Origin of the sequence: Pseudomonas sp. HLMP, from assembly GCF_046365545.1 — a bacterium.
Classification (GTDB): domain Bacteria; phylum Pseudomonadota; class Gammaproteobacteria; order Pseudomonadales; family Pseudomonadaceae; genus Aquipseudomonas; species Aquipseudomonas guariconensis_B.
This window is the reverse complement of sequence record NZ_JBDLLR010000001.1, coordinates 4,484,112-4,502,595: the sequence shown is the minus strand read 5'-3', so window position 1 is coordinate 4,502,595 and position 18,484 is coordinate 4,484,112. Positions and strand designations below refer to the sequence as shown.

15 protein-coding genes and 7 tRNA genes are annotated in these 18,484 nt (G+C 64.9%); 18 read left to right on the top strand and 4 right to left on the bottom strand.

All coding sequences use genetic code 11. The annotated features are described in order from the left end of the window. Positions 1-251 precede the first annotated feature (251 nt). A complete protein-coding gene (locus ABFA30_RS20770; protein ID WP_253080436.1) occupies positions 252-1,385 on the bottom strand; it encodes an aminotransferase class V-fold PLP-dependent enzyme in 1,134 nt (377 codons plus the stop codon). Between the two features lie 72 nt (positions 1,386-1,457). On the opposite strand from ABFA30_RS20770, the gene ABFA30_RS20765 reads away from it, so the two are divergent. From ABFA30_RS20765 to ABFA30_RS20745, 5 genes are all read left to right on the top strand, one after another. Further along, a complete protein-coding gene (locus ABFA30_RS20765) occupies positions 1,458-2,093 on the top strand; it encodes a TetR/AcrR family transcriptional regulator (RefSeq protein WP_225787045.1) in 636 nt (211 codons plus the stop codon). Positions 2,094-2,199: 106 nt separating this feature from the next. Continuing rightward, positions 2,200-3,168 carry a GTP 3',8-cyclase MoaA gene (locus ABFA30_RS20760; protein WP_253103130.1) on the top strand — a complete coding sequence of 323 codons (969 nt, stop codon included), beginning with the start codon at positions 2,200-2,202 and terminating at the stop codon, positions 3,166-3,168. A gap of 65 nt (positions 3,169-3,233) precedes the next feature. Continuing rightward, positions 3,234-3,839: a DUF4823 domain-containing protein gene (locus ABFA30_RS20755; RefSeq protein WP_225787043.1), complete on the top strand. Its 606-nt coding sequence runs from the start codon at positions 3,234-3,236 to the stop codon at positions 3,837-3,839. Positions 3,840-3,849: 10 nt separating this feature from the next. Next, positions 3,850-4,407 (top strand): DUF1285 domain-containing protein, encoded by a 558-nt coding sequence (locus tag ABFA30_RS20750; protein WP_368815727.1) that lies wholly within the window; start codon positions 3,850-3,852, stop codon positions 4,405-4,407. A 127-nt stretch (positions 4,408-4,534) separates the two neighbouring features. Continuing rightward, on the top strand, positions 4,535-4,948 hold the full coding sequence (locus tag ABFA30_RS20745; RefSeq protein WP_410045859.1) for a cupin domain-containing protein: 414 nt from the start codon (positions 4,535-4,537) through the stop codon (positions 4,946-4,948). A gap of 41 nt (positions 4,949-4,989) precedes the next feature. Here ABFA30_RS20745 and ABFA30_RS20740 read toward each other — a convergent pair. Beyond that, positions 4,990-5,065: transfer RNA gene (locus tag ABFA30_RS20740), tRNA-Asn, on the bottom strand. Between the two features lie 61 nt (positions 5,066-5,126). Continuing rightward, a complete protein-coding gene (locus ABFA30_RS20735; RefSeq protein ID WP_225787040.1) occupies positions 5,127-6,323 on the bottom strand; it encodes an amino acid aminotransferase in 1,197 nt (398 codons plus the stop codon). A gap of 288 nt (positions 6,324-6,611) precedes the next feature. On the opposite strand from ABFA30_RS20735, the gene uvrB reads away from it, so the two are divergent. The 13 genes from uvrB to ABFA30_RS20670 all read left to right on the top strand — a co-directional run bounded on the left by uvrB (position 6,612) and on the right by ABFA30_RS20670 (position 15,051). Beyond that, positions 6,612-8,627: an excinuclease ABC subunit UvrB gene (uvrB, locus tag ABFA30_RS20730; RefSeq protein ID WP_410045858.1), complete on the top strand. Its 2,016-nt coding sequence runs from the start codon at positions 6,612-6,614 to the stop codon at positions 8,625-8,627. Between the two features lie 146 nt (positions 8,628-8,773). Next, positions 8,774-10,255: a glutamate--tRNA ligase gene (gene gltX / locus ABFA30_RS20725; protein WP_225787038.1), complete on the top strand. Its 1,482-nt coding sequence runs from the start codon at positions 8,774-8,776 to the stop codon at positions 10,253-10,255. Positions 10,256-10,567: 312 nt separating this feature from the next. After that, a tRNA-Ala gene (locus ABFA30_RS20720) sits at positions 10,568-10,643 on the top strand. A gap of 79 nt (positions 10,644-10,722) precedes the next feature. After that, positions 10,723-10,798 (top strand) — tRNA-Glu (locus ABFA30_RS20715). A 53-nt stretch (positions 10,799-10,851) separates the two neighbouring features. After that, positions 10,852-10,927, top strand: a tRNA-Ala gene (locus tag ABFA30_RS20710). Between the two features lie 42 nt (positions 10,928-10,969). After that, positions 10,970-11,045: transfer RNA gene (locus ABFA30_RS20705), tRNA-Glu, on the top strand. Positions 11,046-11,114: 69 nt separating this feature from the next. Continuing rightward, a tRNA-Ala gene (locus tag ABFA30_RS20700) sits at positions 11,115-11,190 on the top strand. Positions 11,191-11,233: 43 nt separating this feature from the next. Beyond that, positions 11,234-11,309: transfer RNA gene (locus ABFA30_RS20695), tRNA-Glu, on the top strand. Positions 11,310-11,473: 164 nt separating this feature from the next. Then, the gene (locus tag ABFA30_RS20690) at positions 11,474-12,013 is read left to right on the top strand and encodes a TetR/AcrR family transcriptional regulator (protein ID WP_225787037.1); all 540 of its coding nucleotides are present in this window, start codon (positions 11,474-11,476) and stop codon (positions 12,011-12,013) included. A gap of 25 nt (positions 12,014-12,038) precedes the next feature. Then, positions 12,039-12,872 (top strand): alpha/beta fold hydrolase, encoded by an 834-nt coding sequence (locus ABFA30_RS20685; RefSeq protein ID WP_410045857.1) that lies wholly within the window; start codon positions 12,039-12,041, stop codon positions 12,870-12,872. 45 nt (positions 12,873-12,917) lie between these two features. After that, a complete protein-coding gene (locus ABFA30_RS20680) occupies positions 12,918-13,352 on the top strand; it encodes an acyl-CoA thioesterase (RefSeq protein ID WP_225787035.1) in 435 nt (144 codons plus the stop codon). Positions 13,353-13,402: 50 nt separating this feature from the next. Continuing rightward, complete coding sequence (locus ABFA30_RS20675; RefSeq protein ID WP_410045856.1) at positions 13,403-14,383, top strand: tRNA dihydrouridine synthase; 981 nt, start codon at positions 13,403-13,405, stop codon at positions 14,381-14,383. A gap of 224 nt (positions 14,384-14,607) precedes the next feature. After that, the gene (locus tag ABFA30_RS20670; RefSeq protein WP_225787033.1) at positions 14,608-15,051 is read left to right on the top strand and encodes an Hsp20 family protein; all 444 of its coding nucleotides are present in this window, start codon (positions 14,608-14,610) and stop codon (positions 15,049-15,051) included. A 127-nt stretch (positions 15,052-15,178) separates the two neighbouring features. Here ABFA30_RS20670 and ABFA30_RS20665 read toward each other — a convergent pair whose 3' ends face one another. Continuing rightward, positions 15,179-18,475, bottom strand: a complete 3,297-nt coding sequence (locus tag ABFA30_RS20665) for a PAS domain S-box protein (RefSeq protein ID WP_225787032.1) — start codon at positions 18,473-18,475, stop codon at positions 15,179-15,181. Positions 18,476-18,484: the final 9 nt, after the last annotated feature.

Here is an 18,484-nt window from a genome sequence, read left to right as displayed (position 1 = left end):
CCCCAACGGTGTAACCCGACGCAGTGGCCTGATCGCAGGCAAAAAAAACCCGGGTTCTGGGGGGGGGAATCCGGGTTAAGACCATTAGGAGTAAAACAAAGGTACCGCGGTCCCTGGGCACCTTTATTGGCGTGCCACTTGGGGGATGCGCCACGCCAACACTCCAAGTATTGGTCAGCTTTGGCACAGTGCCAGCGACAACTGGTCGTTTTTTAAACAGATTTGGAATACGCCTGAGATACATCCGGCCATCAACGCATGGCCAGCGCGCGGACTTGCTGGATCGCTTCGTCGATCGAGCGCTCTTCTGTATGGAAATGCGGCGAAAAACGCACACCCGACCCGCGCAGCGCACAGATCGTCCGCTCGGCGGTGAGTGCCCGGTAGATATCCTCACTGTCGTGCCCATCCAGGCTGAAGGTCACGATACCGGCCCGTCGCGCCGGGTTTGCCGGGCTGTGCAGGCGCACGCCAGGAATCGCTGCCAACCCTTGGTGCAATTGCTCGATGCGTTGCTCCAGGTGGCGCGCCACCACGTCCATGCCGACGTCTTCCAGCAGCGACAGGCTCGCCTCCAGCGCACAGGCGCCCAGCATGTTCGGGCTGCCGCACTCGAACCGCCGGGCGCTGCGCGCCGGTTGCCACTGACGGCGCTCGAAATCGCCCAGGTGCTCGAGCATGTGCCAGCCATAGGCGTTGAGCTTCAGGCGCGGGCGCAGTTCGGCGCGGCAGTAGAACATCCCCAGGCCCTCGGGGCCGAGCATCCACTTGTGGCCATCGGCCATGGCGAAGTCGCACTGGTAGCGCTGCACGTCGAAGGGCAGGGCGCCGACCTGCTGGATGGCATCGACGCAGAACAGCACACCCCTTGCCCGACAGGCCTGGCCGAGCCGGGCCAGGTCCAGGCGCAGGCCGCTGGCGAACTGCACGGCGCTGACCGCCAGCAGCCGGGCCCGCTCGCCGCAGGCGGCAAGCAGGGCGGCCTCCGGGTCGGTGCCGGCGAGGCTCACCGGGATCACCTGTACGCCGCGGTCGGCCAAGGCTTCCCAGACCACTCGGTTGGAGGGGAACTCCTCGTCGCTGATCACCACCTGGTCGCCCACCTGCCAGTCGAGGCCGAAGGCCACCAGGGAGAGCGCCTCGGACGTGCTCTTGACCAGGGCGATGTCCGCGCGCGACGGCGCATTGACCAGGCGGGCCAGGCGTTCGCGCAGGCGCCGCTCGGTATCCAGCCAGCGTGGGTACTGGCTGGCGCCCAGCTGCACGCTGTCGCGGGCGAAACGGGCCACCGCCTCGCCGGCCCGCCGTGGCCAGGGGGCGACGGCGGCGTGATTCAGGTAGCGCAGGCCCGGCGCCAGGTCGAACTCATCGTGAAACATAGACATGCTTGGATGATCCGTGCAATTTGCTGCAAGTTAGGCATAATAAACCGCTTCGATTGTCATCCAGTCCTTCCTATGCAGAAAGAACCTCGTAAGGTCCGTGAGTTTCGCCGCCGCGAACAAGAGATCCTCGACACCGCGCTCAAGCTGTTCCTCGAACAGGGTGAAGACAGCGTCACCGTCGAGATGATCGCCGACGCCGTGGGTATCGGCAAAGGTACGATCTACAAGCACTTCAAGTCCAAGGCGGAGATCTACCTGCGCCTGATGCTCGACTACGAGCGCGACCTGAACGCCCTGTTGCACTCGGACGACGTCGACCGCGACAAGGAAGCCCTGTCGCGCGCCTACTTCGAGTTTCGCATGCGTGACCCGCAGCGCTACCGGCTGTTCGACCGCCTGGAAGAGAAAGTGGTCAAGGGCAACCAGGTGCCGGAGATGGTCGAGGAGCTGCACCGTATCCGCGCCTCCAACTTCGATCGCCTGACCCTGCTGATCAAGGGGCGCATCAGCGAGGGCAAGCTCGAGGACGTGCCACCGTACTTCCACTACTGCGCGGCCTGGGCCCTGGTGCACGGTGCCGTGGCGCTGTACCACTCGCCATTCTGGAGCAACGTGCTGGAAGACCAGGAGGGCTTTTTCCAGTTCCTCATGGACATCGGTGTACGCATGGGCAACAAGCGCAAGCGCGACCCGGAACCCGCGAACTGAAGCACGCCACCGGGTTTTTCCCGGTACCGTCCGACATGCAGGCTTGCAAAAACCTGATTTTTGAGTCAGGTTTTGCAGGCCCGATTCTTCCATGCCGGAGTCATCCATGATCGTCGATCGTCAAGGCAGGCGCTTTCGCAACCTGCGTGTCAGCCTGACGGCTGCTTGCAACTATGCCTGCAGCTATTGCGTGCCCGACGGCAAGCGCCTGGTGGCGGCGCAGGATGAGCTGCCGGCCGATGCCCTGGCCCGCGGCGTGGCGTACCTGATCGAAGCCGCGGGCATCGAGCGGCTGCGCATCACCGGTGGCGAGCCACTGGTCAGCCCCCGCCTCGAGGCGTTTCTGCAGACCGTGGCAGGGCTGGGCCTGGTGGATATCGGCCTGACCACCAATGGCCAGTTGCTGTCGCGCAAGCTGGCGCTGCTGCGCGCTGCCGGCATCCGTCGTCTGAACGTTTCCCTCGATACCCTCGATGCCCAGGCCTTTCGCCGCATCGCCCGTGGCGGCGACTTGGCCTGCGTGCTGGCCGGCATGGAGCAGGCCAGTGCCGCCGGTATGCGCATCAAGGTGAACATGGTGCCGATGCGTGGGCAGAACCTCGACCAGGTCTTGCCGATGCTCGACTACTGCCTGGCGCGGGGCTACGAGCTACGCTTCATCGAGCTCATGCGCATGGGCCACCTGGCGCGTGATACCAACGCCTTCCTGCAGCAGTTCGTGGGCCTGCAGCACTTGCTGGAGATGATCGGCCAGGCCCACGACTACCAGCCGGCCAGCGCGGCACCGGACGCGACGGCGCTGCGCTACCGGATTCCCGGCAAGGGCCATTTCGGTGTGATCGCCAACGAAAGCATGCCGTTCTGCCGGAGCTGTTCGCGCCTGCGCTTGTCGTCCACCGGCTGGCTGCATGGCTGCCTGTCGTCGGGCAACCGTCATTTCATCGGTGATTTGCTCGACAAACCTCGCCACCAGGCGCTTCCCGCCTTGCAGCGGCTGCTGGTCAAAGCCCTGGCGGACAAGCAGGACCTGGCGTTTTCCGGGGGCGCGACGATCATGAAGGTGATCGGCGGCTGACTCTGGCGCAAAAGCTGCATCTGGCGGCTGTTCGCCGGTTTTTCGTCACCGGTTCTGGAGGAAAGATGCGTAGCCTGGTCTTGCTGCTGGCGCTGATGGCGCTGGGCGGCTGCATGAATGTCAGCGATATGGGCGAAGGTGTTCGCTACCACATGAGCGATGCCGGATTGCTGGATCACAGCGATACGCGCCGCAGCCTGTCGGTGCGCCTGCAACCCGATTCGTTCATCTTCATCGGCCAGGGGGCCTTCGTGCCGCCGGGCAAGGGGCCTGCGCCCCGGCCGAACGTGGTGGCCGAGCAAGCATTCAAGAGTTTCGTCGAGTATTTCCCCTTGGTACGTCGTGCCCAGGGGCCACTGGGGCTGGAGGAGGCGATTGCCGAGGCCCGCTCGGTGGGGGCTCACTATGTGTTGTACACGCGTTTCGCGCGGACCGACGACCGGATCGGCAATGGCGATGAATGGTACGACGAGCAGGCGGTCGATCGCCTGGGTGTGGACACCGGCGTGGTACAGATGATGCTGATCGAAACCAGTACCCGCTACCTGATCGACACGGCACGCATCAAGAGCCGTGGCGGTTTGTTGACGTTCCACGACAAGGCGCCGGAAGATTTGCTTGGGCCGCCCATGCGCGATTACGCTCGTAGCTTGTTGGGCATGAGTCGTTGAGGAGAGGGTGATGACAGCTACCGGCAAGGCCAATGATCTTCTGGCGCAGATCCCCAAGGAGAAGGGCCTGCCGCCGGTGCACCTGTGGAACCCGGATTTTTGCGGCGACATCGACATGCGCATCGCCCGCGATGGCACCTGGTACTACCTGGGGACACCGATCGGGCGCAAGCCGATGGTGCGCTTGTTCTCCACCATCATCCGCCGCGACGGCGACGACTATTTCCTGGTCACGCCGGTGGAGAAGGTGGGGATCCGCGTCGATGACGCGCCCTTCGTCGCGGTGTTGCTGGAGGTGGAGGGCAGTGGCGAGCAACAGGTGCTGCGCTTGACCAGCAATGTCGACGACCAGGCCGAGGCGGGCCCCGACCATCCGCTGCGGGTCGAGATCGACCCTCGCACCCAGGAGCCTTCGCCCTACATCCTCATGCGCAGCAACCTCGAGGCGCTGATCCATCGCAATGTGTTCTACCAGCTGGTCGAACTGGCGGTGCCGCGCGAGATCGCGGGGGAGGAGTGGCTCGGGGTCTGGAGCCATGGCGAGTTCTATCCGATCGGGCGGCCCTAGGGTTTTGGGGGCTGCTTGACTGACCGGCATTGCGCGAAGCGGCCCCCTGCTTTTCCTTCAGATTGGCTGTTTTTCTCCCACGGCGTAGGGCCTAACCTGCTGGCAGCCACCCATCAGGAGATGCCCCATGAGACCCATCCCTCTATCCCTGGCCTTGCTCACTGCCGCAGGTCTACTCGCCGCCCAGGCATCCGCCTGGGCCCACGGCGAGGAGCACGGCCAGGTCAAGGTCCTGCAGCAGCAGCGCCCCAGCAATGCCCCCGGCCAGCAAGCGGTGATGCTCACCGTCAGCTATGCACCCGGGCAGGCATCGCCCGCCCATCGGCATCCGGGCGCCGTGATGGCCTACGTGCTGGAAGGGGCAGTGGTGTCGAAGCTCGGCGATGGCCAGGAGAAGACCTACAAGGCCGGCGAATACTGGTACGAGGCGCCAGGCACCGTGCACAGCGTGTCGCGCAATGCCAGCGAGGCCGAGCCGGCCAGGTTGCTGGTCTGGAGCCTGGTGGACGAGGGCAGGGCGGTCACCGAACCGCTGGAATGAAAAAACCTCCAGTGCATGCGCATCTGGAGGTTTTCAATGTCTGGCTCCGCGACCTGGACTCGAACCAGGGACCCAATGATTAACAGTCATTTGCTCTACCGACTGAGCTATCGCGGAATCTGGGCGTATCTTACTGATTGCCAAGGAGAAGTCAAGCTCCTCCTTGGCAATCGGCGCGTTACAGCACCTCGACGATGGCCTTGGTGACCACGTGGATGTTGCCCTGGTTCAGCGCGGCGACGCAGATGCGGCCGGTGTCCAGGGCATAGATGCCGAACTCGTCCTTCAGGCGGGCGACCTGCGCGGCGCTCAGGCCCGAGTAGGAGAACATGCCGCGCTGGCGGCCGACGAAGCTGAAGTCACGCGAGGCGCCGTATTCGGCCAGCAGCTCGACCATCTGCTTGCGCATGCCGTGGATGCGGCCACGCATCTCGCCCAGCTCGGCTTCCCACATCTGGCGCAGCTCGGCGTTGTTGAGCACGGCGCAGACGATGCTGGCGCCGTGGGTCGGCGGGTTGGAGTAGGTGGTGCGGATGACGCGCTTGACCTGCGACAGCACGCGGGTGCTCTCGTCGCGGGAGCCGGTGACGATCGACAGGGCGCCGACACGCTCGCCATACAGCGAGAACGACTTGGAGAACGAGCTGGAGACGAAGAAGTCCAGGCCCGACTCGGCGAACAGGCGTACGGCGAAGGCGTCTTCGGCGATGCCGTCGCCAAAGCCCTGGTAGGCCATGTCGAGGAACGGCACATGGCCCTTGGCCTTGACCACGTCCAGGACGTTCTTCCAGTCGTCCAGGCCCAGGTCGACGCCGGTCGGGTTATGGCAGCAGGCGTGCAGAACGATGATCGAGCCGGCGGGCAGGGCGTTCAGGTCTTCGAGCATGCCGGCGCGGTTCACGTCGTTGCTCGGTGCGTCGTAGTAACGGTAGTTCTGCACCGGGAAGCCGGCACTCTCGAACAGGGCACGGTGGTTCTCCCAGCTCGGGTCGCTGATCGCCACCACGGCGTTGGGCGACAGGCGCTTGAGGAAGTCGGCGCCGATCTTCAGGGCGCCGGTGCCACCGACCGCCTGCACGGTCACCACGCGGCCTTCGGCCAGCAGCGGCGACTCGGCGCCGAACAGCAGCTTCTGCACGGCCTGGTCGTAGGTGGCGATGCCGTCGATCGGCAGGTAGCCGCGGGAGGCGTGCTGGGCGGCACGCTGGGTCTCGGCCTCGATGACCGCGCGCAGCAGCGGGATACGGCCTTCCTCATTGCAGTACACGCCCACGCCCAGGTTGACCTTGTCGGTACGGGTATCGGCGTTGAATGCTTCGTTGAGGCCCAGGATGGGGTCGCGGGGTGCCAGCTCGACAGCGGAAAACAGGCTCATTGTTACCTTGGCTCTGAATGGAGTGTGATAGGACGCGCACGCTCCGGCCGAGTGCACTGAAGCGGTGCGCAAACGGGGAGTCAGTATAGTGATACCGGCCGGTCACGGCGACAGCCTGGCGCGGCTTTTCCGGGGTTTTGCGCGAATATTTTTCAACCATTGGTCGTATTGCCAGGTCCATTGGAGAAAATGCCCGTCCGCTTGCCTTGAAAGGGGCGCCTGGCACGCTCATTTGGGTATAGACTACTGGCTAAATTTACAGTTGCCGCGACACCATCGAGGTCCGTCATGTCCGAGTTCCAGCTCGTCACCCGTTTCCAGCCGGCCGGCGACCAGCCCGAGGCCATCCGCCAGATGGTCGATGGCATCGAGGCCGGGCTTTCGCACCAGACCCTGCTCGGGGTGACCGGCTCGGGCAAGACCTTCAGCATCGCCAACGTCATCCAGCAGGTCCAGCGCCCGACCCTGGTGCTGGCGCCCAACAAGACCCTGGCCGCCCAGCTCTACGGCGAGTTCAAGGCGTTCTTCCCCAACAACGCGGTGGAGTATTTCGTTTCCTACTACGACTACTACCAGCCGGAAGCCTACGTGCCGTCGTCGGACACCTTCATCGAGAAGGACGCCTCGATCAACGACCACATCGAGCAGATGCGCCTGTCGGCGACCAAGGCGCTGCTGGAGCGGCGCGACGCCATCATCGTCACCACGGTGTCCTGCATCTACGGCCTGGGCAGCCCCGAGACCTACCTGAAGATGGTCCTGCACGTCGACCGTGGCGACAAGCTCGACCAGCGCGCCTTGCTGCGCCGCCTGGCAGACCTGCAGTACACCCGCAACGAGATGGACTTCGCCCGCGCCACTTTCCGCGTGCGCGGCGACGTGGTCGATATCTTCCCGGCCGAATCGGACCTGGAGGCCATTCGCATCGAGTTGTTCGACGACGAGGTGGAGAACATCGCCGCCTTCGACCCGCTCACCGGCGAGGTGATCCGCAAGCTGCCACGTTTCACCTTCTACCCCAAGAGCCACTACGTCACCCCGCGCGAGACCCTGCTCGAGGCGGTGGAGGGGATCAAGGAGGAGCTCAAGGATCGCCTGGCGTACCTGCACAAGGCCAACAAGCTGGTGGAGGCCCAGCGTCTGGAGCAGCGCACCCGCTTCGACCTGGAGATGATCCTCGAGCTCGGCTACTGCAACGGCATCGAGAACTACTCGCGCTACCTCTCCGGACGCCCGGCCGGCGCGCCGCCACCGACCCTGTACGACTACCTGCCGCCCGACGCGCTGCTGGTGATCGACGAGTCCCACGTCAGCGTTCCCCAGGTCGGCGCCATGTACAAGGGCGACCGCTCGCGCAAGGAGACGCTGGTGGAGTATGGCTTCCGCCTGCCCTCGGCGCTGGACAACCGGCCCATGCGCTTCGACGAGTGGGAGGCGGTCAGCCCGCAGACCATCTTCGTCTCGGCGACCCCGGGCCCCTACGAGGACGAGCATGCGGGGCGGGTGATCGAGCAGGTGGTACGCCCCACTGGCCTGGTCGACCCGCAGGTGGAAGTGCGCCCGGCGCTGACCCAGGTCGACGACCTGCTCTCGGAGATCGGCAAGCGCGTGGCGGTCGGCGAGCGGGTGCTGGCCACGACCCTGACCAAGCGCATGGCCGAGGACCTTACCGACTACCTGGCCGACCACGAGGTGCGGGTGCGCTACCTGCACTCGGACATCGACACCGTCGAGCGGGTCGAGATCATCCGCGACCTGCGCCTGGGTACCTTCGACGTGCTGGTGGGCATCAACCTGTTGCGTGAAGGCCTGGACATGCCAGAGGTGTCCCTGGTGGCCATCCTCGATGCCGACAAGGAGGGCTTCCTGCGCTCCGAGCGCTCGCTGATTCAGACCATCGGCCGAGCTGCGCGCAACCTCAATGGCAAGGCGATCCTCTACGCCGACCAGGTCACCGGCTCCATGCGTCGGGCCATCGACGAGACCGAGCGGCGCCGGGCCAAGCAGATCGCCTTCAACGAGGCCCATGGCATCGTGCCCAAGGGCGTGGTCAAGGACATCACCGACATCATGGAGGGCGCCAGCGTCCCGGGTGGCCGCAGCAAGAAGCGCAAGGGCATGGCCAAGGCGGCGCAAGAAAGCGCCCGCTACGAGGCCGAACTGCAGACCCCGGCCGAGATCACCCGGCGCATCAAGCAACTGGAAGAGAAGATGTTCCAGCTCGCCCGCGACCTGGAGTTCGAGGCCGCGGCGCAACTGCGCGACGAGATCGCCCAATTGCGCGAGCGGTTGATCGCCAGTTGACCGGGGAGGGCGGTTGCGGCCTCGAGGTGTTTTGACGCGGCCCCAATGCGCTCAGCTCTTCCCCTGCCGGATGTTCACTGCTGGAGCCCGATACCCGCTCCCTGCTAACATCCGGCCTTTGTTTCATCTTTCGTCCGAGACTGTCCATGACCACCGTTCGCACGCGTATCGCGCCATCGCCCACCGGCGATCCCCATGTCGGCACCGCCTACATCGCCCTGTTCAACTACTGCTTCGCCAAGCAGCACGGCGGTGAGTTCATCCTGCGTATCGAAGATACCGACCAACTGCGCTCGACCCGCGAGTCGGAGCAGCAGATCTTCGACGCCCTGCGCTGGCTCGGCATCGAGTGGAACGAAGGCCCGGACGTCGGCGGCCCCCATGGTCCGTACCGGCAGAGCGAGCGGGGTGAAATCTACGCCAAGTACGCCAAGCAACTGGTGGATGCCGGCCACGCCTTCTATTGCTTCTGCACCGCCGAGGAGTTGGAGCAGATGCGTGCCGAGCAGATGGCCCGCGGTGAAACCCCGCGCTACGACGGCCGCGCCCTGAAGCTGAGCGCCGAAGAAGTGCAGCGCCGCCTGGATGCCGGCGAGCCCCACGTGATCCGCATGAAGGTGCCCAGCGAGGGCGTCTGCGTGGTGCCGGACATGCTCCGTGGTGACGTCGAGATTCCATGGGACCGCATGGACATGCAGGTGCTGATGAAGAACGACGGCCTGCCGACCTACTTCCTGGCCAACGTGGTCGACGACCACCTGATGGGCATCACCCACGTCCTGCGGGGCGAGGAGTGGCTGCCGTCGGCGCCCAAGCTGATCAAGCTATACGAATACTTCGGTTGGGAGCAGCCGAAGCTGTGCTACATGCCGCTGCTGCGCAATCCTGACAAGAGCAAGCTGTCCAAGCGCAAGAACCCGACCTCGGTGACCTTCTACGAGCGCATGGGCTTCCTCCCCGAGGCCATGCTCAACTACCTGGGCCGCATGGGCTGGTCCATGCCGGACGAGCGCGAGAAGTTCTCCCTGGCCGAGATGGTCGAGCATTTCGACCTGTCGCGCGTCTCGCTGGGCGGCCCGATCTTCGACATCGAGAAGCTGTCCTGGCTCAACGGCCAGTGGCTGCGTGACCTGCCGCTGGAGGAGTTCGCTACGCGGGTGCAGAAATGGGCCTTCAACAGCGACTACCTGATGAAGATCGCCCCGCACGTGCAGAGCCGGGTCGAGACCTTCAGCCAGATCGCGCCGCTGGGCGGGTTCTTCTTCGAGGGCGCGTTGAAGCTCGACGCCAAGCTGTTCGAACACAAGAAGCTGTCGCCCGACCAGGTGCGCCAGGTCATGCAACTGATCCTGTGGAAGCTGGAAAGCCTGCGCCAGTGGGAGAAGGAGCGCATCACCGGCTGCATCCAGGCCGTGGTCGAGGCCCTGGAGCTGAAGCTGCGCGATGCCATGCCGCTGATGTTCGCCGCCATCACTGGCCAGGCCAGTTCGGTCTCGGTGCTCGACGCCATGGAAATCCTCGGCCCGGACCTGACCCGCTATCGCCTGCGCCAGGCCCTGGACCTGCTCGGTGGCGTGTCGAAGAAGGAAAACAAGGAGTGGGAGAAGCTGCTGGCGAACATCGCCTGATCGCTTCGAGCATGGCCTGTAGGGCTGCTTCGCAGCCCATCGCCCCACCCATACGGCGCCGCTGCCAGGGCGGCGCCAGCCTTGTGGGAGTGGGCCTGTCCGCGAAGGCGCGGGTGAATACCCCGCCGCATTTCGGGTGGTTTTTCTCGGCAGGGCGGTAAGTGATTGTTATCTCGAAAAAAACTTTTGGTTTTTTTCAAAAATTTGTTTGACAGCCCTGCAATCCGATCTTAATATGCGCCCCGTCCACAGCGATGAGCGACTACGAAACGCCAGGCACCCAGCCAGCGATTCCGTTCAGCGCGACATTGTGGGGCTATAGCTCAGCTGGGAGAGCGCCTGCATGGCATGCAGGAGGTCAGCGGTTCGATCCCGCTTAGCTCCACCAAATTCCGCTTCACGATCACATTCGTTGATCGGGAGGCAAGATCGGATTTCAGCGGTCCGGTCTTGAAGGTAGAAGGTTCGTCCCCTTCGTCTAGTGGCCTAGGACACCGCCCTTTCACGGCGGTAACAGGGGTTCGAGTCCCCTAGGGGACGCCAGTTTTACACAAGCGACGTTTCAGGATGTCGCTGGGCCGAGAGGCTAGAAATCCGGGGCTATAGCTCAGCTGGGAGAGCGCCTGCATGGCATGCAGGAGGTCAGCGGTTCGATCCCGCTTAGCTCCACCAATTTTGCCGGGTTCGCGCAAGCGGATCGGTACGAAGGTTGTTGTCCCCTTCGTCTAGTGGCCTAGGACACCGCCCTTTCACGGCGGTAACAGGGGTTCGAGTCCCCTAGGGGACGCCACTTTTACCCGCGTCTTGCGGGAGTTGAAAGGCTCATTCGCATATTGGATGGGCCTTTTGTTTTCACCTCGGGGCTATAGCTCAGCTGGGAGAGCGCCTGCATGGCATGCAGGAGGTCAGCGGTTCGATCCCGCTTAGCTCCACCAATTCCGCCAGGGTCCGTGAATGCGGATCTGCACGAAGGTCAACGTCCCCTTCGTCTAGTGGCCTAGGACACCGCCCTTTCACGGCGGTAACAGGGGTTCGAGTCCCCTAGGGGACGCCATTTTTACCCGCGTTTTGCGGGAGTTGAAAGGCTCATTCGCATATTGAATGGGCCTTTTGTTTTTTCCACGCCCTTATTTTCTGCTCGATCGATGGTCGCGGATTTCGCTTGCCAGAAAATATTACGCTGATAATATTTCGATCATAATATTTTCGAGGTGAGCGATGAACGACAGGAAGAGCAAGACCCGTGAGCGCATTCTCGAGGCCGCCTGCAACGCCTTGATCCAGCATGGCCCGGCCGAACCGAGCGTCAGCCAGGTGATGGGCGCCGCTGGGCTGACGGTGGGCGGTTTCTACGCGCACTTCGACAGCAAGGACGAACTGATGCTGGAGGCGTTCCGTCATCTGCTCGGCGAGCGTCGGGCCTTGCTCGCCCAGGTCGACCCCAGCCTTGATGGCGCGGGGCGACGGGCCCTGGCGGCGGCCTTCTACCTGTCGCGCAAGCACCGTGATGCCCAGGAACATGCCTGCCCGCTGCCCAATGCTCTGGGCGAGATGCAGCGCCTGCCGGAGGCGTTTCGCGAGGTGCTGGCCGAACACATCGAGTTGATGACCGCGCAGATGGTCGATCGTCCCGAAGATATCGACAAGGCCTTCGCCGACCTTGCCCTGATGATCGGCGGCCTGACCCTGGCCCGTGCCTTGGGCGATGGCGAGCTGTCCGATCGGATCCTGCGTGCCGCCAAGTCGGCGGTGCTCTGAACAACCTGACCCCTGGAGCAAGGTGATGACAACCCTGAGCTGGATTCGAGGCGTCAACGGCACCCTGGGCCACCTGGCCCCTGAAACCGTCGCTGGCCGGATGCGCCGGGCCTTCATGACCCCGCGCAACCTGCCGCCCAGGCAGTGGGAGCTGCCGCTGCTGGCCACGGCCGAGCGCATCATCTTGCGCTTCGGCTTGTCGGCGCTGCGCTGGGGCAAGGGGCCGACGGTGCTGCTGATGCACGGTTGGGAAGGGCGGCCGACCCAGTTCGCCGCGCTGATCGATACCCTGGTGCGGGCCGGCCATACCGTGGTGTCCCTGGAGGGGCCGGCCCATGGCCGTTCGCCCGGCCAGCAGGCCCATGTGGTGCTGTTCGCCCGCGCCTTGCTGGAGGCGGCCGCTGAATTGCCACCGCTGCGCGCAGTGATCGGCCATTCCATGGGCGGTGCCAGCGTGCTGCTGGCCTTGCAGTGGGGCTTGCGCACGGAGGCGGCGGTGAGCATCGCCGCACCCGCGCAGCTGCTTGGGGTGCTGCGCGGCTTCGCCCGGCGCCTGGGGTTGCCGGCGCGGGCCCGGGCAGCGTTCATCCGCCAGGTCGAGCAGGATGTCGGCGTGCAGATCGCGCGCCTGGACGTCAGCGGCTACCAACTCGAGCTGCCCGGGTTGGTGGTGCACGCCAGCGATGACCGGTTGGTGCCGGCCAGCGAGGCCCAGCTCATCCACAAGGCCTGGTTCGACAGCCGCCTGATGGTGCTGGAGGAGGGCGGCCACCAGCGCGTACTGGCCGACCCACGCCTGGGCGAAGCGGTGCTCGAACTGCTGGCGCGTGCGCCACGACCGGCGCGGCAAAGCGCCTGAGCATCCGGTACACTCTGCCCGATCACTGACCAAGGGGGAGCGGGCATGAGCTGGGACCTGGCATCGCCATTCATCATCGACCTTCGCGTCGCCACCGAGGACATCGACGGCCTCGGCCACGCCAACAACGCCGTCTACGTGACGTGGCTGGAGCGCTGCGCCTGGCGCCACTCCCAACGCCTGGGCCTGGACCTGGCCGAGTACCGGCGCCTGGACCGGGCCATGGCTGTGGTGCGCCACGAGATCGACTACCTGGCCGCGGCCTATGAGGACGACGAGCTGCAGTTGGCCACCTGGATCATCGACTGGGACCAGCGCCTGCGCATGACTCGGCGTTTCCAGCTCAAGCGCCCGAGCGATGGCGCCACCCTGTTGCGGGCGCAGACCACCTTCGCCTGTATCGAGCTGTCCAGCGGCAAGCCCAGGCGCATGCCGGCGGAGTTTCTCGAAGGGTATGGTCCGGCGCTGATCGGCGCCTGAAGCGGTGACGTTTTTGCTAGACTGGCGCCTTTTTCCGCCGAGAGCCTGACATGCAAATTGCCCTGGCCCCCATGGAAGGGCTGGTCGACAACATCCTGCGCGACGTCCTGACCCGGGTGGGTGGCATCGATTGGTGCGTCACCGAGTTCATCCGCGTCTGCGACCGCCTGTTGCCGGCGTCGTCGTTCGACAAGCTGGCCCCAGAGCTGCGCCACGGCGCGCGGACCGCGGCTGGGGTGCCGATGCGTGTGCAACTGCTGGGCTCCGATCCGGCCTGCCTGGCCGACAACGCGGTATTGGCCTGTGAGTTGGGTGCACCGGTGATCGACCTGAACTTCGGCTGCCCGGCCAAGACGGTGAACAAGTCCCGGGGCGGGGCGGTGCTGCTCAAGGAGCCGCAGTTGCTGCATGCGATCGTCCGCGAGGTGCGGCGGGCGGTGCCGGCGCAGATTCCGGTGACCGCCAAGATGCGCCTGGGTTTCGACAGCCCGGACGCTGCCCTGGAGTGCGCCACGGCCCTGGCCGAGGGTGGCGCCGCGCACCTGGTGGTGCATGCCCGTACCAAGGTCGAGGGCTACAAGCCGCCGGCCCATTGGGAGTGGGTGGCGCGGGTGCAGGAGGTGGTGCAGGTGCCGGTGTTCGCCAACGGCGAGATCTGGACGGTCGATGACTGGCGGCGCTGCCGCGAGGTCAGCGGCGCCGAGGACATCATGCTCGGTCGTGGGCTGGTGTCGCGGCCAGACCTGGCCCTGCAGATCGCGGCGGCCCGCGATGACCGGGAATACCAGCCCATGGATTGGCAGGCCCTGCTGCCGTTGCTGCGTGAGTTCTGGCGCCAGGCCCAGGCCAAGTTGTCGCCCCGCTATGCGCCGGGGCGGATGAAGCAGTGGCTGGCCATGCTGACCCGCAGTTACCCCGAGGCCGTGGCGTTGTTCGCGCAGTTGCGGCGGGAGGATGACTGCCAGCGAATCAGCGGGTTGCTGGGTGTTGAGCAGGCAGCCGGCGTGAGCTTCGAGGAATGCGTTGCCTGAACGGGCCGTTCGCGGGCAAGCCCGCTCCCACAGGGTGGCTCTGTAAACCACATCAGCTGTGGTCGACCCGGACCTGTGGCAGCGGGTTGCCCCTGCTCTGTGACCTGCAAAAAATTTTTTGCCCGCCTCTTGAAAACCTTTTGCCGGACCTTATCTCTTGAGTACGCGATGCCGAAGTCGGGTCGCGTAGTGACTTACTTGCTGAATCTCAGGAGTTTATGACCATGACCACTGCATTCTCTCTCGCTCCACTGTTCCGCCATTCCGTTGGCTTCGACCGTTTCAACGATCTGTTCGAGTCTGCGGCACGTAACGAGGCGGGTAGCAGCTACCCTCCCTACAACGTGGAAAAGCATGGCGATGACCACTATCGCATCGTGGTTGCCGCAGCCGGTTTCCAGGAGCAGGACCTCGACCTGCAGGTCGAGAAAGGTGTCCTGACCGTCACCGGCGGCAAGCGCGACACCAGCGCCGCAGACGTTACCTACTTGCACCAGGGCATTGCCCAGCGGGCGTTCAAGCTGTCCTTCCGCCTGGCTGACCATATCGAGGTCAAGTCCGCCGGTCTGGCCAACGGCCTGCTCAGCATCGACCTGCTGCGCATCGTGCCGGAAGAGGCCAAGCCCAAGCGTATCCCGATCAACGGCGAGACGCCGGCGCTGAACTGAGTTCGGCAACCTGCAAAAAGGGGCACTTCTTAGAAGTGCCCCTTTTTTGTGTTTTTGACAACCTTTTCAGGGTGTTCGAGACCATTGGGGCTGCAAAGCGGCCCCCAGCGTTTGTCCTTGAGAAGCGCTAATAATCCGCCGGCGCCTCCATCAGCATCTGACGAAACTCCGCCAACGGCAGCGGCCGGCTATGCAAGTACCCCTGATATAGGTGGCAACCCTGGCGTTCGAGGAACGCCAACTGCTCGCTCTGCTCGACCCCCTCGGCAATCACCGCCAGTTCCAGGCTGCGCGCCATGGCCACGATGGCACGGACGATCTCCGCATCGTTGGGGTCGACCGGGGCGTCGCGGACGAAGGTCTGGTCGATCTTCAGGGCATCCACCGGCAGGCGCTTGAGGTAGGTTAGCGACGAATACCCGGTGCCGAAGTCGTCCATGGCGAAGCTCACGCCGTAGCGCTTGAGCTCGCGCATCTTGCTGATGGTGTCCTCGAGGTTCTGGATGACGATGCCTTCGGTGATCTCCAGCTTGAGCATGCGCCTTGGCAGCCGGTAGTCGTCGAGGCTGCGCAGCACCCGTTCGACGAAGTCGTTCTGGCGGAACTGCCGTGGGCTGATGTTGACGCACAGGCTGAAGTCGTCGGCGTCGATCAGCCCGTCCTGCAGCATGTGCGCGCAGGCGTCGCAGGCTTCGTCGAGGATCCAACTGCCCACCTCGAGGATCAGCCCGCTTTCCTCCAGCACCTGGATGAACTGCGCCGGCGGCTGCTGGCCCAGCTGCGGATGATGCCAACGCAGCAGCACCTCGGCGCCGACGATGCGGTTGTCGCGGGCATCCACCTGGGGCTGGAAGTGCAGGGCCAGCTCGCCCCGGGCCAGGGCCAGGCGCAGGTCGTTCTCCATGCGCAGGCGCTCGCTGGCGGCCTTCTGCATGGTGGTATGGAACAGTTGCGTGGTGTTGCGCCCGGAGTCCTTGGCCCGGTACAGGGCGATGTCGGCGCGCTTGAGCAAGTCGGCCGGTGTCGCGCCATGGTCGGGGATCAGCGCCACGCCGATGCTCGGCGTCACCTGCAGGCGCTGGCCGTCCAGGGACATGGGCTCGGCCAGCAGCTCGCGCAGGGTGTCGGCCAGTTCGCGAACCTTGTTCTCCACCTGCTCGCGGCTACCCTCCAGGCCGCTGAGCAGCACCACGAACTCGTCGCCGCCCAGGCGCGCCACGGTGTCTTCCAGGCGCACGCTGGCCTCCAGGCGTGCGGTGATGATCTTGAGCACCGTGTCGCCCACGGGGTGACCGAGGGAGTCGTTGATGTGCTTGAAGTGATCCAGGTCGAGGAACAGCAGGGCGCCGCGCAGGTTGTGGCGTTTGAGCAGGGCGATCTGCTGGCTCAGGCGGTCCATCAGCAGGGCGCGGTTGGGCAGGTTGGTCAGCGGGTCGTGATAGGCCAGGTGGCGGATCTGCGCCTGGGCGTTCCTCAACTGGCTGACATCGCGTGCGGTGAGCAGCAGGCAGTCGGCCTCGTTGAGGCTGATCGGCTCGACCGAGACCTCCACGGTGAGAATGTCGCCACGCTTGTTGCGCCCGAGCATTTCCCGGTGATGGACCCGGCCATGCTCCTTGAGCTCGGTGAGCAGGGCGCTGCGTTGCTTGTCGTCGGCCCAGATGCCGATCTCGTAGACGCTGCGGCCGATCACCTCGGCGGCGCTGTAGCCGGTCAGCCGGCAGAAGCCGTCGTTGACCTCCAGGTAGCGGCCGCTCTTGCGCTCGGTCAGGGTGATGGCGTCGGGGCTGGAGTGGAAGGCCTTGGCGAACTTCTCCTCGCTGGCCTTGAGCGCCGCCTCGGCGCGCTGTTGCTGGGTGATGTCGCGCAGGGTGGTGACGCTGCACGGCTGGTTGTCGACCGTGATCAGGCGGCTGGAGATCACGCAGGTCAAGGCCGTGCCATTGCGATGGTTGACCACCACCGCCACGTTGCTCAGGGCCTGTTCGCGGATCACCCGTTCGATGCGCTGGGCGCGCTTGGCCGATTCGGCCCACAGGCCGATCTGCTCGGCGGTGCGGCCGATCACCTGTTCGGCGCTCCAGCCGAAGGTCTGGGTGAAGGCCGGGTTGATCTCGATGAACTGGCCGCTGTCCTGGCGGGTCACGCAGATCGGGTCGGGGCTGACCTGGAACAGGCTGGCGAATTTCTCCTCCGAGGCGCTCAGGCGCTGCTCACGCTCCACCTGGTCGGTGATGTCGAGCAGGGTGCCGGCCATGCGCAGCGGATTGCCCTGCTCGTCGCGGTACAGGCGCGCGCGGCTTTCGATGTAGCGGGAGGTGCCATTCTCCAGTTGCACCCGGTAGGTGATCTGGTAGTTGCCCGCCGGGCCTTCGCGCAGGCTGCGGTAGGCCTGGCGCATGACGTTGCGTTCCTGCTCCGGCACGCCTTCGAAGAAGGCCTCGAAGGATTCGTGGAAGGGCACCGGATCCAGGCCGTGCAACTGGGCGGCGCGGGCCGAGCCATAGAGCATGCCGCTGGGAATGTGCCAGTCCCAGGTGCCCAGCTGGGCCGAGTCCAGGGCCAGGTCCAGGCGCTCCTGGCTGTCCTTGAGGGCCTGTTCGGCGCGCTTGCGCTCGGTGGTGTCGACGAAGGTGCTGATCAGGTAGGTCACCCCCTCCATCTCGATGCCCTGGGTGCACAGGATGCCGTCATGCACCTTGCCGCTGCTGGCGCGGAACTGCACCTCCATGATCAGCGGGCCACCGTTGGCGCGGGTCGACTCCAGCACCTGGTGACGTTGCTCGGGATTAACCCACAGCCCCAGTTCCAGGCTGGTCTTGCCGATCACCTGTGGGCCGGGCCAGCCGAACATGTCTTCGAAATGGCGGTTGACCTCGAAGATCATGCCGTCGTGGCGGCGGGTCAGGAGGATGGCGTTGGGGCTCAGGTGGAACAGCGTGGCGAAGCGCTTCTCCGAATTGATCAGCGCGGTCTCCCGCTCGCGCTGGCGGGTGATCTCGCGGATCACCCCGATCATCTGCGGTCGGCCGTGGCGATCGTGGGTCAGGCTGCCGTTGATCTCCAGCCAGTGCAGGCTGCCGTCCGGCCAGCGGATGCGATGGCGCATGGCCTGTTCCACCGGCTCGCCGTCGACCACGGCCTGGAATGCCTGGCGTGTGCGGGCACGGTCTTCCTCGGGCAGCAGGTCGAGGTAGTCGATGTCGTTGGGCAGGGGCCGCTGCGGGTCGAAGCCGAACAGTGCCTGGGTGGCCCGCGACCAGCTGATCCGGCCGCTTTCTATATCCCACAGCCAGGCGCCCAGGTGGGCGCCGTTGAGGGCGGCCAGCAACTGTGGGGCGCTCTGCCAGGCCTGTTCCGATTCCTGGGGATCGGCCGCGAAGATGCGCGGCAGGCGCGGAAAGCGGTTTGCTGATTTGGGCATCGATACCAG

Excerpts from the sequence above, each read along its gene's own strand:
- ABFA30_RS20770 (WP_253080436.1), bottom strand. The coding sequence starts at position 1,385 with ATGTCTATGTTTCACGATGAGTTCGACCTGGCGCCGGGCCTGCGCTAC.
- ABFA30_RS20765 (WP_225787045.1), top strand. The coding sequence starts at position 1,458 with ATGCAGAAAGAACCTCGTAAGGTCCGTGAGTTTCGCCGCCGCGAACAA.
- ABFA30_RS20760 (WP_253103130.1), top strand. The coding sequence starts at position 2,200 with ATGATCGTCGATCGTCAAGGCAGGCGCTTTCGCAACCTGCGTGTCAGC.
- ABFA30_RS20755 (WP_225787043.1), top strand. The coding sequence starts at position 3,234 with ATGCGTAGCCTGGTCTTGCTGCTGGCGCTGATGGCGCTGGGCGGCTGC.
- ABFA30_RS20750 (WP_368815727.1), top strand. The coding sequence starts at position 3,850 with ATGACAGCTACCGGCAAGGCCAATGATCTTCTGGCGCAGATCCCCAAG.
- ABFA30_RS20745 (WP_410045859.1), top strand. The coding sequence starts at position 4,535 with ATGAGACCCATCCCTCTATCCCTGGCCTTGCTCACTGCCGCAGGTCTA.
- ABFA30_RS20735 (WP_225787040.1), bottom strand. The coding sequence starts at position 6,323 with ATGAGCCTGTTTTCCGCTGTCGAGCTGGCACCCCGCGACCCCATCCTG.
- uvrB (WP_410045858.1), top strand. The coding sequence starts at position 6,612 with ATGTCCGAGTTCCAGCTCGTCACCCGTTTCCAGCCGGCCGGCGACCAG.
- gltX (WP_225787038.1), top strand. The coding sequence starts at position 8,774 with ATGACCACCGTTCGCACGCGTATCGCGCCATCGCCCACCGGCGATCCC.
- ABFA30_RS20690 (WP_225787037.1), top strand. The coding sequence starts at position 11,474 with ATGAACGACAGGAAGAGCAAGACCCGTGAGCGCATTCTCGAGGCCGCC.
- ABFA30_RS20685 (WP_410045857.1), top strand. The coding sequence starts at position 12,039 with ATGACAACCCTGAGCTGGATTCGAGGCGTCAACGGCACCCTGGGCCAC.
- ABFA30_RS20680 (WP_225787035.1), top strand. The coding sequence starts at position 12,918 with ATGAGCTGGGACCTGGCATCGCCATTCATCATCGACCTTCGCGTCGCC.
- ABFA30_RS20675 (WP_410045856.1), top strand. The coding sequence starts at position 13,403 with ATGCAAATTGCCCTGGCCCCCATGGAAGGGCTGGTCGACAACATCCTG.
- ABFA30_RS20670 (WP_225787033.1), top strand. The coding sequence starts at position 14,608 with ATGACCACTGCATTCTCTCTCGCTCCACTGTTCCGCCATTCCGTTGGC.
- ABFA30_RS20665 (WP_225787032.1), bottom strand. The coding sequence starts at position 18,475 with ATGCCCAAATCAGCAAACCGCTTTCCGCGCCTGCCGCGCATCTTCGCG.